The organism is Pseudomonas sp. Mn2068, assembly GCF_049319725.1.
Classification (GTDB): Bacteria; Pseudomonadota; Gammaproteobacteria; order Pseudomonadales; family Pseudomonadaceae; genus Aquipseudomonas; species Aquipseudomonas gingeri.
Genome location: NZ_JBMOUG010000005.1, coordinates 156,267 through 168,510, shown reverse-complemented (window position 1 = coordinate 168,510; position 12,244 = coordinate 156,267). Strand labels below are relative to the sequence as shown.

Genomic DNA, 12,244 nt, shown 5'->3' with positions numbered 1-12,244 from the left:
CCACCGCGTTGTTGCAATCGGCCGTCAGGCAATGGGTTGTGGTTCAGGCGCCGGGCCAGGTGTCCGACAGCCGGTAGCCCTGCGGCCACGGATCGGCGGGGTCGAGCAGCAATTGGTGGGTCCCGGTGATCCAGGCCCGACCGGACAGGCACGGATAGATCGCCGTGCGACCGGCCAGTTCGGTCATGGAGTCGATGCGGCAGTGGAACTCCGAACCGATGATCGAGCGGCCGATAAAACGGTCGCCGACCTTCAGCACGCCCTTGGCCTGCAACACCGACATGCGTGCCGAGCAACCGGTGCCGCAGGGCGAGCGATCGATCTTGCCGGGGCGGATCACCACGGCGTTGGCACCGGTGGCGACACCGTTCTCGTAGACCACCGGTGCGGCGATCTGGCAGAAGGAAATGTGCGACCAGTCGGGGTTCAGCGGATGGACGAAGCCCAGTTGCTCGTTGGCGGCGCGGGTGATCTTCAGGCCGATCTCGACCATGTCCCTGGCCTCGTCGGGGCGAATCTGGAAGCCCAGGGTCTGTGCGTCGACGATGGCGAAACTGTCGCCGCCATAGGCGGTGTCGACCTGGATCGAACCCAGGCCCTCGACTTCGATCCAGGCATCGAGGCGGTCGGCGAACGACGGCACGTTCTTGATTTCCACCCGCTGGACCTTGCCGTCCTTGCAATCGGCCACGGCTTCGATCAGGCCGCCCGGGGCCTCGAGCACCAGCCGGGTCTGCGGTTCGGTCATTGGCAGGATGCCGCTGTCGAGCAGCACGGTGGACACGCACAGCGAGTTGGAACCGGACATCGGCGGGGTATCGGCCGGTTCCATGATGATCCAGGCCATCTGCGCCCGCGGGTCCTTGGCCGGGACCAGCAGGTTGACGTGACGGAACACCCCGCCGCGCGGTTCGTTGAGCACGAAATTGCGCAGGGTTTCATCCTGGGCGATCCAGCGCGACTGTTCCCACACCGTGGCACCCGGCGGCGGGGCGACGCCGCCGACAATCACATCGCCGACCTCACCTTCGGCGTGGCAGCTGACCACATGAACGATTTTCGATGAACGCATTGATACACCTCCTGTCTGTTCACTCTGTAGGAGCCGGCTCCTACGGGGGAGCGGTTATTTCACGGATTTGAGGAACGCCGCCGTTTCCGGTTGCACGGGATTGCCGATGACCTGGTCGGGCGAGCCGATCTCATGCACCAGGCCGTTGCGAAAGAACGCCACGCGGTCGGAGACATCCCGGGCGAAGCGGATCTCATGGGTGACCAGGACCATGGTCATGCCGTCTTCGGCGAGCATGCGCATGGTGTCCAGCACCTCGCCCACCAGTTGCGGATCGAGGGCCGAGGTGGCTTCGTCGAAGAGCATGTAGTCCGGCGACATGGCCAGGGCCCGGGCGATGGCCATGCGCTGTTGCTGGCCGCCCGAGAGCTTGCCGGGGAACGTCTTGAGCTTGTCGCCCAGGCCCACATGGGTGAGCTGGCGCACCGCCAGTTCCTCGGCCTCCTGCTTGCTCCGGCCGAGTACCTTGCGCGGCGCCAGCATGACGTTCTCCAGCACGGTCAGGTGCGGGAAGGCGTTCCACTGCTGGAACACGATGCCGATCTTCTGCCGCAGGCGGTTGAGGTCGGTGGCCTTGTCGTGGACTTCGATACCGTCGACGCGGATGCTGCCCTTGTGGATCGATTCCAGGCCGTTGATGCACATCAGCAGGGTCGATTTGCCGGAGCCGGAGCCGCCGATGATCGACACCACCTCACCCTTGTTCACCGTCAGGCTGACGCCCTTGACCACTTCCAGGTCGCCGAAGGATTTGTGTACGTTGTCGATCTCAATCATTTTCTTGCCACCTTCTTTCCAGACGAGCGCCCAGGCGTGCGACCACCAGGCTCATGACGTAGTAGATAAGGCCCGCGATGCACAGCACCAGCAGCGGTTCCTGGATGCGGGTGACGATGGTTTGCGAGGCGCGCAGCAGTTCGACGATGCCGATCCACATCACCAGCGCGGTGTCTTTCATGACGCTGAGCACCAGGTTCAGCCAGCCGGGGAACGCGACCCGCGAGGCCATCGGCAGGACGATCCAGCGCAGGTCCTGCAGGTAGCTCAGGCCCAGCGAGCGGCTGGCCCGGCGCACGCTCAGCGGCACCGAGAGCACGCCGCCGCGGACGATCTCGGTGAAGTACGCGGCGGCGTAGATCCCGAGCACGATGCAGCCGACGGTGAAGGCACTGATGTTCAGGCCGACGATGCTCTTGAGCGAGTTGAACAGCACGAACTGGATCAGCAGCGGTACGCTGCGGAACACGTCCAGGACCCAGGCCAGCGGCAGGCTGAGCCGTGGCAGCAGGGCGCGCAGCAGGCCGAACACCAGGCCGGCGACGGTGCCGAGCAGGATCGACCAGACCGTCAGTTGCAGCGTGACCCAGGCCCCGCTGAGCAGGAACAGCAGGTCATTCAGGGTAAGACTGGTGGAAAACATGGAGCAGACCCCTCAGTAACGGAACAGCCGCCAGGACAAGAGCCGGGCTACCGCGACGATCGCCTTGGCGATCAGGTAATACAGCACCGCCGCGATGGCGAAGTATTCGAAGGTGCGGAACGTCTTGACGTTGTAGTCCTGGGTCACCCCGGTCAGGTCGTTGTTGAGGCCGACGATCACCCCCAGCGAGGTCATCAGCACTGCCCAGACCATCTGGTTGGTCAGCGGGTAGAACACCACCCGCAGCAATTGCGGAACGATGATCATCCGGTAGGCCTGGAAGGCGCTCATGCCCAGCGAACGTGCCGCGCGCATCTGGGTGACGGGCACGGCCTTGAGGCCGCCACGGAAGTTTTCCGCCAGGTAGCCGGCGTTGTTGAAGGTGATCCCGGCCAGCAATGCCAGCCAGGAGCTGACATGCAGCCCCAGGGAGCCGAGGCCGAAGTAGAGGATGTAGATCTGGAACAGCGACGGCGTGTTGCGGGCGATGGACACCCAGCCGTTGGCGATGCCGCTGAGCACCGGCTGTTTCGCCTCGCGCATCACGGTCAGGGTCAGGGCGATCAGCACGCCGAAGATCATCGACAGGGCGGCGGTTTCGAAGGTCACCCAGGCGCCGTTGAGCATGTCGGGCAGGGCACGGAAGGCCGAATGCCACTGGAACGTATAGTCAAACATGCACCGCTTCCTCCTGTGGCAGCCAGGCCGGCAGATTCCCGCTGGCCTGGGCGCTGCAGGCGCTGTCGACACACTCGGCCAGGCTGGCGAAGTGCACCGTGCGTCCGACCAGGCCGGGAGCGTAGTGGGCGTATTTGCCGGAGTTGGTCATCAGTGTCCGGGCGGCCGGCGGAATCACCGGCTCACCGACCATGCACCAGCAGGTATCGGTGATCAGGGTCGCGCCGAAGGCTTCGATCGCGGCGATATGACCGGCGGTACGGGCCTGTTCCAGCACGGCCCTGCCGCAGGTGATCGCCAGCACCACGTCCGGATGCTTGTGGCGGCCACGGCACAGGCGCGCGAGGTGGGCGAACTCGCTGAGGGAGAAGTGCGGGTTGCCCAGGGAAACCACATCCACTCGCGGTTCGCGGGCGCTGTTGAGTTCGCGCCAGCTGCCCAGCAGGTCTTGCGGGCTGATGCGTTGCAGGGGCAGCGACTGACCCGGCTCCAGCACCTGCAGCGGGTCGAGGGCTTCCGGGGTGACCCCGGCGATATGGAACAGCGGTGCCGCCGAAGTGGTGGCGAAGGCCGCGCCGAAAGCCTTCAGGTCGTCGAGGCTGGGGTTGGCCAGCTCCAGGCCGCGCACCAGTGGGATACGGCTGCCGGACAGCGCGCCGATGTGATAGCCGAGCAGCGGGTAGAAGGCATCGTCCAGTTCGCCCATGGGCGGTACTTCGATCTCCAGGCGCGCCTTGCGCTGTTCGGCCAGGTGGCAGCCGGTCAGTGGTGCACGGCCGGTCAGGGCGATGCAGATATCCAGGTAGTCGGGGTATTTCTGGGTCCAGGCACCGAGCACGCTGTTGGCATAGACCACGGCGTTGGATTCGGCCCAGACGATCTGTTCGCCGGCTTTCGGCGCACTGTCGAGCAGGTAGGGCGCGCAGGTGTAGCTGAGTTGCGCGCCCATCGCCATGTAGGTCGTGCCCAGGGCACTGGCGGGTTCGCCGAGGGCCGGATCGACCCCCAGTTCACGCCAGCGGCGCTGGTCCACGGAAATCGAATTGAGGGTGGTCGGGACGCGCACGCGCGCCCCCCATTGCACCAGTTGTTCGGCAAAGCGCAGGCTCGCCGGCCCTGTGTAGATGCAGCCGTCGATATGCGCCTGGGTCACGTCCAGCAGGCTGGGCGCACCTTGCAGCTCGGCCATCTGCAGGACGATCTGCATGGCCACCTGGGCCGCCTTGCCGTACTGACCCTCGAGCAGGGCCAGGTCATGTTCGCTGAGTTCGACGCTACCGGTCGCCGGCCGCACTGGCACCGGCGTGGTCGGTGCCTGCCAGGCGTCGGCGGGCGTTTCGTCGAAGAGTGTCAGGCTGTTGCCCTCGATCCGGGCAAAGGCCTGGCCGCGCAGGGCGGCAAAGGCCTCCCGGCCGATGCACAGCACCGGCAGGGAACGTTCGAAAATCACCCGGGCCACCAGCACGCCCAGGGTCAGGATCTCATCGGCTTCGGCCAGTACCAGCGCAGCCGGGGCATGACCATTGCTGATCAGCTCCATCATCACGCTGCTGCCGGTACAGGAACCGCGGCCGCTGGGCAGCGCCAGCACGCGGCCGGCCAGGTGCTCGCCGCTCAAGGGGTGATGGCGGTCGATCACTTCGCCACTGAACGGATCGACACCGCCCCAGAAACTCAGGCCGATATCGGCGAACAGCAGGGAACCTTGGGCGGCTCCCTCGACCAGGCTGCGTCCGGTGAGGGAAGTGGGCGTGCTGGGCATGCGGGTTTCCTCAGTAGTAGACGTGTGGCACGGTCAGGTCGGCCGATGGGATATCGGTCCCGACCCACTTGGTGAACAGCTCGTTGTAACGTCCGGTACGAACCTGCTGGTTGATGAACAGGTTGAGGTAGTTGATCAGGCCGTACTCGTTGCGCTTGGCACCCAGCGAGACGTAGTCGATCACGTAGGGGGCGTTGCCGGCGACCTTCAGGCCCTTGTACTTGCCTGACTTAAGCGTAGCCGCGGCCACGGTGTTGGTGACGACAGTGGCATCGATATGGCCCTGGGCGACGGCCAGGATGGTGTCGTTCTGCGACTGGTAGGCGCGGAAGCTGCCGGTGCCCCAGCTCTTCTGGTCTTTTTCCAGGGCGATGGCTTCATAGGTGCCGCTGGTGTTGCCGACAGGGCGACCCTTGAGGTCTTCGTATTTGCTGATACCGGTGTCTTCGCGGGTCAGCACCACCATCTGGAAGGCGAAGTAGGGAATGGTCAGGCCGACGGTCTTGGCCCGTTCGAGGGTGTCGGAAGTGGAGGCGACGATCACGTCGGCACGGCCCGAGACCAGCGCGGGAATACGATCCGGGAATGGCGTCTCGACGATCTCGGCATCGACCCCGAGGACCTTGGCCAGGTCGTTGCAATAGTCGACGTCGAAGCCCACCGGCTTGTTGCTGGCATCGCGCGAACCCATCGGCGGGAAGTCCAGGGTCACCGCGCAGCGCAGCTTGCCGGAGCCGATGATGTCATCGAGCTTGTCGGCCTGGGCCGTGGCGATAAAGGACGAACTGAGAACCACACTGAGCGCTACGGCAAAAACGGGATTTTTCATGGATGCCTCGTTATCGGTAAGTGGTGTTGGCTTTCGTATTATGAATTTCGTATACGATATTATATTAGCAATGACTGTGCCTGTTTCCACGTTAGAACATGAATTCTTCACCGGCCCACGGGTTAGAGGGTTTGTCGGCTGATAAGGGCGTAGATGCCCGCTTTTATCGGGGTGTGGGGTGTTACAGAAGGGAGCACGTTTCGCTGCGCGCGCCCCTTAAAGGAACACGGCGCAGGAACACGGCGATCAGCGATGGGTTTCGCGGTAATGGCTTGGCGACAGGCCGGTGAGGGCGCGGAACTGGCGGCTGAAGGCGCTGTGGTCGGTGTAACCGCAGCGCAGGGCGATCTCGGTGATCGGCAGGTCGGTGTGCAACAGCAATTGCGCGGCTTCTTCCAGGCGGGCCTTGTGGATCATCTGTCGTGGGGTGAGCTGGAAGATCCGCTTGCAGTGACGTTCCAGCTGGGCCACCGACAGGCCGGCGATCCGCGTCAGTTCGGCGAGGCTGATGGGCTGGGCGAAGTGCTCGCGGATGTGCGCGTCCACCGCGGCGACCTTCTGGAAGGACGGGTGGTTCGATTGCGGCAGTTGCAGGTCGCGGGAAATCCCCGCCAGGCCGACGACCCGCCCTTGCGGGTCGCGCAGGGGGACCTTGTGGGTCAGGCACCAGATCGGCTGGTTGCCGTAATAAAGGTGCAGTTCCAACTGGTCGGCCAGCTCGCGCCCGCTGCTCAGCACTCGCCGATCCTGCTCGGTATAGGAGGCACCGAAACGTTCCGGAAAGACCCGGTCGGCGGTCAGTCCCAGCAGCTCGCCGGGCTGCTTGAAACCACAGCGCCGGGCCAGGGTCTGGTTGACGAAGGCGTAGCGCGCCTCGCTGTCCTTGATGAAAAACACCACGTCCGCCAGGGTATCGAGCAGGGGGGCGATGGCACTCAGGCTGTCCAGCAGGATCGGCAGGTCGCAGGGCTTGAAACGGGTAAGCGAGGCATGCATGGCGTCGGGCGTCTGGCGGCAACTCTCGGGATCATAGAGATCCTCCGGCGTCGCCGAAACCCCCGTGCCGCTATTCATGCCGGCGGGGTGTCGTCGAGACACGACAGTGTGTCGATCCGCGCCGGACTGAACGGTGGGCGCGGTGCTGGAAGTTGCCAGCCGAACAGGTGCCGGACCGCGCCGCCACATACCCGGCCCTGGCAGGCGCCCATGCCGCAACGGCTAGCGAGCTTCGCTTCGCGCCAGTCGCGATGACCTTGCAGGGCGGCATAAGTGACATCCTCGCAACGGCATACCAGGGTGTCGGGTTCGGCCAGGGCCTTGAGTCGCGGGTCGAGGGCAAAGGCCTTGTTCAGGGTGTCGGCGAAACCCTGCCAGCGTGCCCGGACCGGCCACAGGCGCCGCGCCGCGTCGCGCTCGCCGACCGCCGCATGGCCGGCAATCGCACCTTCCACCAGGGCCAGTTCGCTGCCGCCGAAACCGGTGCATTCACCGGCTGCGTAATGATCGGCGAGGCTGCTGGTCTGCCAGGTGTCGACGGCCAGGGCGTGGCCGTCGAGGGCATAGCCCAGGGCCTCGCCGAGCTGGGTGTTGGGGATCAGGCCGAAGCCGCAGGCCAGGCGCTCACAGGCCAGCTCGACGATCTTGCCCCGTTGTTGCAGGCGCACACCTTCCAGGCGCTCGCTGCCCAGGGCGGCAAGCACGTGGCTGTCGGTGCGGTAATGCCGGTCGAACAGGCCGAAGGCTTGCAACCCCTTGTGGGGCCAGCGTGGCAACTGCGCGGCAAAAGTACCGACGCAGGTGAGTGAGGCCTGCTCGGCAACTCGCAGGATCTGTGCCCCGGCCTGGCGGGCGGTGGCGGCGCTGGCCAGCAGCAACGGTCCGCTGCCGGCGATCACCAGGCGCTCACCGTCAACCGGCAGGCCGCCCTTGATCAGCGCTTGCAGGCCGCCGGCACCGGTAACCCCGGGCAGCGTCCAGCCGGGGAAGGGCAGCAGCAGTTCGCGGGCGCCGGTGCAGAGGATCAGCTTGTCGTAGCCGATCTGCCAGCCCCGTTGCGAGTCTTCCAGCAGCAGGTGTTTCGGGCCGGTGCTGGCGATCACCCGGGTGCCGGGGTAATGCCGCACATTGTCACAGGCCTGCAGGCGCTGGCGCAGTGCTCGGGCCTGGGGCGGCAACTTGGCCTGCGGGCCGTCGCGCCAGATCTGTCCGCCGGCCAGCGGGTTGTCGTCGATGATGGCGATGCGCGCGCCGCTGGGGGCGGCGGCCAGGGCGGCGGCGATGCCCGACGGCCCGGCGCCGATGATCAGCAGGTCGGCAAACGCCATCATGGTCGGGTCTCCACGTGCATGCCGTCCTGGCAGAGGGTCTGGCAGGCCAGGCGTCGATCGCCATTGATGCTGACCCGGCATTCCTGGCAGATGCCCATGCCGCACAGCGGCGCACGACGCCGGCCGCTGACCGAGGTACGGCTGCAACCGTCACCGCCCAGGGCCAGGGCCGCTGCTACGGTGGTGCCTTCGGCGACGCGCAGGGCGCGACCGTCCAGTGTCAGTTCAGGCATGGATTGGCGCTCCGAGAAAGCGTTGCGGCAGATAGGCGGCGGCAGCCAGGGGCGGCGTTTCGTTGAGCAACTGGGCGACCAGCAGGTCGGCGGTGCCGGGGGCGGTGGTCACGCCCAGGCCTTCATGACCGACAGCCAGCCACAAGCCCTCGCGTTGCGGGTGCTGGCCCACCAGCGGCAGGCCGTCCGGGCTGGCGGCACGCAGGCCGGTCCAGGCGCGGATCGCATTCAGCCGGGCCAACCCGGGCAGGTATTCGACGGCACGCTTGAGCATCTTCGCCAGCATCCAGCCTTCGACCTGCAGGTCGCGGGTGCCGAACTGACGTGAAGCGCCGATAAACAACTGGCCGGTGGGCCGCGGCTGGATATTGCAGGCGACGGAGGGGCCCTTGGCGTTGTGGGCGCTGGTGACATAACCCAGTTCCACCAGGGTATGGGTGACGCTGCCGGGATAACGGTCGGTGATCAGCAGGTGGCCTTTCTTCGGCTCGATGGGCAGTTCCGGGCACAGTTCGTTGGCCTGCACGCCATTGGCCAGGACCACCGCCCCGGCGCTGAGCCAATGACCGTTGTCGAGCCGTACGCGGTTGCCGTCGACTTCGCTGACCCGTGCCCGGCGCTGACGGATACCGGCGGTTTCGAGCATCCAGCGAGCCGTGGCCGGGGCATAGAGAATGCCGTCGCCATGGATCAGCAGGCCGCCTTCAAGGCCTTCGCGCAGCTGCGGTTCGCGTTCGCGCAGGGCCTGGTTGCCGAGCAGTTCACAGGCGATGCCATGGGCCTGGAGGTTGGCGTGCTTGGCCTGGGCCACGGCCATTTCCTCGGCGTTGGCGGCGATCCACAGCGTGCCGTTGTTGCGGTAGGCGCAGCCTTCGGGAAGCTCGGCAGCGACCTCGCGCCAGCGTTGCACGGAGTATTGGCACAGGGCCAACTCCGCCGGGTTGTCGTCGAGTACCAGCAGGTGGCCCATGCCCGCCGCCGTGGCATTGGGCAGGCCGGCATCCAGCACCAGCACGCTCAGGCCCCGCTTCGCCAGGGCCTGGGCACAGGCGGCGCCGACGATCCCGGCACCGATCACGATAATGTCGGCTGCCGTGCCTTCGTTCACAGGCGGATGCCCCAGGCGAACGGATCGTCCTGTTCGAGGATCAGGGTCGTTTCGGCACTGATATGGGCGCGCCCGCGAATGGTCGGCACGATGCGTTCGCCGTCGGCCTCATAGGAACCTTCGAATTCGCTGCCGATCACACTGGCCTGGCGCCAGACCTGTCCCGGCTGCAGCTTGCCATCGGCCGCCAGGCACGCCAGCTTGGCGCTGGTGCCGGTGCCGCAGGGCGAGCGGTCGTAGGCCTTGCCAGGGCAGAGCACGAAGTTGCGGCTGTCGGCCCGGGCGTCGTCGGCGAACAGTTCGACATGGTCGATCAGGCCGCCGTCTTCGCCACGGATGCCTTGTTGTTCCAGGGCCTGCTGCACGGCGAAGGTGTAGGCGGTCAACGCCTCCAGGTTGTCGCTGGTGACGTCCAGGCCATGGTCGGCGATCAGGAAGAACCAGTTGCCGCCCCAGGCGACATCGCCGACTACCTCGCCGAGGCCCGGCACCTGCAGGGCCAGCGCTCGCAGATAACGGTAGGACGGGACATTGCGCACACTGACCGAACGGTCTTCGTGAAGGGTGGCATGCACCGTGCCCACCGGGGTTTCGATGGCGTGGATGCCCGGTTCGATCCGGCCCAGATGCGCCAGCGAGGCGACCAGGCCGATGGTGCCGTGGCCGCACATGCCGAGGTAGCCGGTGTTGTTGAAGAAGATCACCCCGGCGGTGGCTGCCGGGTTCACCGGCTCGCACAACAGCGCGCCGACCAGCACATCGCTGCCGCGTGGTTCGAGGACACAGGCGGCGCGCCAGGCATCGTATTCTTCGGCCAGGCGCTGGCGGCGCTCGGCCATGCTGCCACGGCCCAGGTCGGGAAAACCGGCGGTCACCAGGCGGGTGGGTTCGCCGCCGGTATGAGAGTCGATCACGCTGATTCGTTGCATGGCAGGCCACTGTCGAATGAAGGAGTTCGCAGAGTGGCCTGTGGGAGGGGTGTCCGGCTTGATGCTTTTACCGGACCCTCATGACGAAATCAGCACAGTGATGGCGGGATCAGTGGGCGCGCGGCAGGTGCTCCAGCAGCGTCGCGCAAACCCCGGCGATGTGCTCGTCGAGCAGTTTCACTGCCTGTTCCACATCACGGGCGCGACAGGCTTCGATGATATCGCGGTGCTCGTGGTCGGCGCGTTCCTTGCCGGCGGAAAGGCTCATCTGCAGGCGCAGGTAGCGTTCCAGCTTGTCGTTGACCGAACGGATCAGGCTGACCAGGAATGGTCGTCGCGCCGGTTCGTAGAGGCAGGCGTGGAGTTCCCAGTTGAGTTCGGCCCAGCGCCCGATGTCATTCTCGCCGACGAATTCCTGGCAGATGCGTTCGGCGCGGGTGAAGGTCTCTTCGGTCATGTTCGGGATGGCCAGGCGCAGCACCTTGTCTTCGAGCAGCATGCGCACTTCGAACATCTGCGCCAGTTCGGGTTCGGAGAGGCGCGTGACCATCGCCCCGCGGTTGCGCTGGAACATCACCAGGCCCTCGGCTTCCAGGCGCTTGAGCGCCTCGCGCACGGGAATCTTGCTGACGTTGAACTGGCGGGCGATTTCGTCCTGGCGAATCGGTTCGTCCTCGGCGAAATTGCCGGCGACGATGGCATCGCGCAGGTGCCGGGTAATGATCTCCGAGGTCGAAGGAGCATTGCCCAGGTCCGGGAGGTTGAGCTTGGGTAGGGTCACGGCGCGGTCATTCGAAAGGGAAGAAAGGGATATGGTATACAAAAAACGTTTTGTTTTCCTGTCTTCGATGCAGACGCACGCGCCGATGTCGCAAATGGGCCGGGCAGTGACGCGATGGCGGGGGCGCCTGCGCAAGGCGCCCCATCTGCATCACAGGAGCGAGGTTTTCCGTGGACGTCCGCCCAGCTTGCCGTTTTCCCGGGCGGCGCGGGCCTTGGCTTGCGTCGATTTCGAGCCGCCTTTGCTGCCCAGTTGGCTGGCCATCCACGAGGCACTGCCGAGCACGCCCTGAATCAGCGAGGGCAGATGGATATCGATGTCCAGGACCGGAAAGTGCAATCCCTGGCCCGTCGGGCTGATTTCTATCTGAACCAGGTCCGCAGCCTTGGCATCGGCCAGGCCCTCGACCAGTCGCGGCGGGAACGACAGGCTGACCCCGGAATCGAGGCCGATGACGACGCAACCGGTTTCGGTGTCGTAGCCGGCTTTTTCCGCGCGTGGAGCTTTTGCCTGGAACGCTTTTGCGGATCGGTTCGCTTGTTGAAACTCGAGTTCAGTCAAAGTCACCATGGATCTCCCTCCACTGCTTGCATTGATAGGCCAGATCGGCGGCCAACCGGGCACTCAACAGCTTCAGTCGCTTGTACGAAAACCCGTGATTTTCTCTCAGTTCCGGCGGACCTTCCGGGCATCTGAGGTAGAACACCGCCTCATCTTCCCGGGTCATGACATGCACATGGCAAGGTCGGTGGTCGTTGGAGTAGATCACTATCCGTATGTCTTCAAATCGAGCTGTTGTGACCATGATTCGAGATTAACCTATCCGTTTGGGTTTTTAAAAAGTAACCGATGTACGGCAGCTTTGGGTTGATGTTCTTTGCCGGCCTCCTTGAGGCTAGAGGGCTCAGGACGGGCTGCGTCATCTCAGGTATTTCTCGATATTTGCAGGCGCGATGACCGGGGTGTCAGGCGCCGTGTGGCGGCAATCGGACGGGTCTTTTTCCGGCTGATAAATGAGTAACCATTGATTACATCGAGGAATGACTCAAAATCCACCATGGCCGTTTATCCGCATCGGAACAGCCAATACAGTGGTTTGCCGGCG

14 protein-coding genes are annotated in these 12,244 nt (G+C 65.0%); all 14 read right to left on the bottom strand.

Translation table 11 applies throughout. The features are described 5' to 3' along the window. Positions 1-43 precede the first annotated feature (43 nt). The 14 genes from ACL9RJ_RS13900 to ACL9RJ_RS13835 all read right to left on the bottom strand — a co-directional run bounded on the left by ACL9RJ_RS13900 (position 44) and on the right by ACL9RJ_RS13835 (position 11,944). Positions 44-1,072, bottom strand: coding sequence for a trans-3-hydroxy-L-proline dehydratase (locus ACL9RJ_RS13900; protein ID WP_103033121.1), 1,029 nt, complete (start codon positions 1,070-1,072; stop codon positions 44-46). A gap of 54 nt (positions 1,073-1,126) precedes the next feature. Then, complete coding sequence (locus ACL9RJ_RS13895; protein WP_017129058.1) at positions 1,127-1,849, bottom strand: amino acid ABC transporter ATP-binding protein; 723 nt, start codon at positions 1,847-1,849, stop codon at positions 1,127-1,129. Continuing rightward, complete coding sequence (locus ACL9RJ_RS13890) at positions 1,842-2,492, bottom strand: amino acid ABC transporter permease (protein WP_017129059.1); 651 nt, start codon at positions 2,490-2,492, stop codon at positions 1,842-1,844. The genes ACL9RJ_RS13895 and ACL9RJ_RS13890 overlap by 8 nt, the downstream gene beginning before the upstream one ends. Positions 2,493-2,504: 12 nt before the next feature. Further along, on the bottom strand, positions 2,505-3,170 hold the full coding sequence (locus ACL9RJ_RS13885) for an amino acid ABC transporter permease (protein ID WP_422765351.1): 666 nt from the start codon (positions 3,168-3,170) through the stop codon (positions 2,505-2,507). After that, positions 3,163-4,932, bottom strand: a complete 1,770-nt coding sequence (locus ACL9RJ_RS13880; protein WP_017129061.1) for an aconitase X — start codon at positions 4,930-4,932, stop codon at positions 3,163-3,165. The genes ACL9RJ_RS13885 and ACL9RJ_RS13880 overlap by 8 nt, the downstream gene beginning before the upstream one ends. A 10-nt stretch (positions 4,933-4,942) precedes the next feature. Continuing rightward, a complete protein-coding gene (locus ACL9RJ_RS13875; protein WP_422765350.1) occupies positions 4,943-5,761 on the bottom strand; it encodes a transporter substrate-binding domain-containing protein in 819 nt (272 codons plus the stop codon). A 246-nt stretch (positions 5,762-6,007) separates the two neighbouring features. After that, complete coding sequence (locus ACL9RJ_RS13870; protein WP_017129063.1) at positions 6,008-6,757, bottom strand: AraC family transcriptional regulator; 750 nt, start codon at positions 6,755-6,757, stop codon at positions 6,008-6,010. A gap of 74 nt (positions 6,758-6,831) precedes the next feature. Next, positions 6,832-8,088 (bottom strand): NAD(P)/FAD-dependent oxidoreductase, encoded by a 1,257-nt coding sequence (locus ACL9RJ_RS13865; protein WP_017129064.1) that lies wholly within the window; start codon positions 8,086-8,088, stop codon positions 6,832-6,834. Beyond that, complete coding sequence (locus tag ACL9RJ_RS13860) at positions 8,085-8,321, bottom strand: (2Fe-2S)-binding protein (protein ID WP_017129065.1); 237 nt, start codon at positions 8,319-8,321, stop codon at positions 8,085-8,087. The genes ACL9RJ_RS13865 and ACL9RJ_RS13860 overlap by 4 nt, the downstream gene beginning before the upstream one ends. After that, the gene (locus ACL9RJ_RS13855; protein WP_017129066.1) at positions 8,314-9,429 is read right to left on the bottom strand and encodes an NAD(P)/FAD-dependent oxidoreductase; all 1,116 of its coding nucleotides are present in this window, start codon (positions 9,427-9,429) and stop codon (positions 8,314-8,316) included. Before ACL9RJ_RS13855 ends, ACL9RJ_RS13860 begins: the two co-directional genes overlap by 8 nt. Then, entirely contained in the window at positions 9,426-10,358 is a 933-nt protein-coding gene (locus ACL9RJ_RS13850) for a 4-hydroxyproline epimerase (RefSeq protein ID WP_042936810.1), read from the bottom strand. The genes ACL9RJ_RS13855 and ACL9RJ_RS13850 overlap by 4 nt, the downstream gene beginning before the upstream one ends. A 109-nt stretch (positions 10,359-10,467) precedes the next feature. Then, positions 10,468-11,139 carry a GntR family transcriptional regulator gene (locus ACL9RJ_RS13845; protein WP_017129068.1) on the bottom strand — a complete coding sequence of 224 codons (672 nt, stop codon included), beginning with the start codon at positions 11,137-11,139 and terminating at the stop codon, positions 10,468-10,470. A 150-nt stretch (positions 11,140-11,289) separates the two neighbouring features. Beyond that, on the bottom strand, positions 11,290-11,709 hold the full coding sequence (locus tag ACL9RJ_RS13840; protein ID WP_017129069.1) for a DUF2442 domain-containing protein: 420 nt from the start codon (positions 11,707-11,709) through the stop codon (positions 11,290-11,292). Then, the gene (locus tag ACL9RJ_RS13835) at positions 11,693-11,944 is read right to left on the bottom strand and encodes a DUF4160 domain-containing protein (protein WP_042936813.1); all 252 of its coding nucleotides are present in this window, start codon (positions 11,942-11,944) and stop codon (positions 11,693-11,695) included. Before ACL9RJ_RS13835 ends, ACL9RJ_RS13840 begins: the two co-directional genes overlap by 17 nt. Positions 11,945-12,244: the final 300 nt, after the last annotated feature.

Bases quoted from the DNA above. Each gene is read 5' to 3' on its own strand.
- ACL9RJ_RS13895 (WP_017129058.1), bottom strand. From the start codon at position 1,849: ATGATTGAGATCGACAACGTACACAAATCCTTCGGCGACCTGGAAGTG.
- ACL9RJ_RS13850 (WP_042936810.1), bottom strand. From the start codon at position 10,358: ATGCAACGAATCAGCGTGATCGACTCTCATACCGGCGGCGAACCCACC.
- ACL9RJ_RS13865 (WP_017129064.1), bottom strand. From the start codon at position 8,088: ATGATGGCGTTTGCCGACCTGCTGATCATCGGCGCCGGGCCGTCGGGC.
- ACL9RJ_RS13860 (WP_017129065.1), bottom strand. From the start codon at position 8,321: ATGCCTGAACTGACACTGGACGGTCGCGCCCTGCGCGTCGCCGAAGGC.
- ACL9RJ_RS13900 (WP_103033121.1), bottom strand. From the start codon at position 1,072: ATGCGTTCATCGAAAATCGTTCATGTGGTCAGCTGCCACGCCGAAGGT.
- ACL9RJ_RS13870 (WP_017129063.1), bottom strand. From the start codon at position 6,757: ATGCATGCCTCGCTTACCCGTTTCAAGCCCTGCGACCTGCCGATCCTG.
- ACL9RJ_RS13885 (WP_422765351.1), bottom strand. From the start codon at position 3,170: ATGTTTGACTATACGTTCCAGTGGCATTCGGCCTTCCGTGCCCTGCCC.
- ACL9RJ_RS13875 (WP_422765350.1), bottom strand. From the start codon at position 5,761: ATGAAAAATCCCGTTTTTGCCGTAGCGCTCAGTGTGGTTCTCAGTTCG.
- ACL9RJ_RS13890 (WP_017129059.1), bottom strand. From the start codon at position 2,492: ATGTTTTCCACCAGTCTTACCCTGAATGACCTGCTGTTCCTGCTCAGC.
- ACL9RJ_RS13840 (WP_017129069.1), bottom strand. From the start codon at position 11,709: ATGGTGACTTTGACTGAACTCGAGTTTCAACAAGCGAACCGATCCGCA.
- ACL9RJ_RS13880 (WP_017129061.1), bottom strand. From the start codon at position 4,932: ATGCCCAGCACGCCCACTTCCCTCACCGGACGCAGCCTGGTCGAGGGA.
- ACL9RJ_RS13835 (WP_042936813.1), bottom strand. From the start codon at position 11,944: ATGGTCACAACAGCTCGATTTGAAGACATACGGATAGTGATCTACTCC.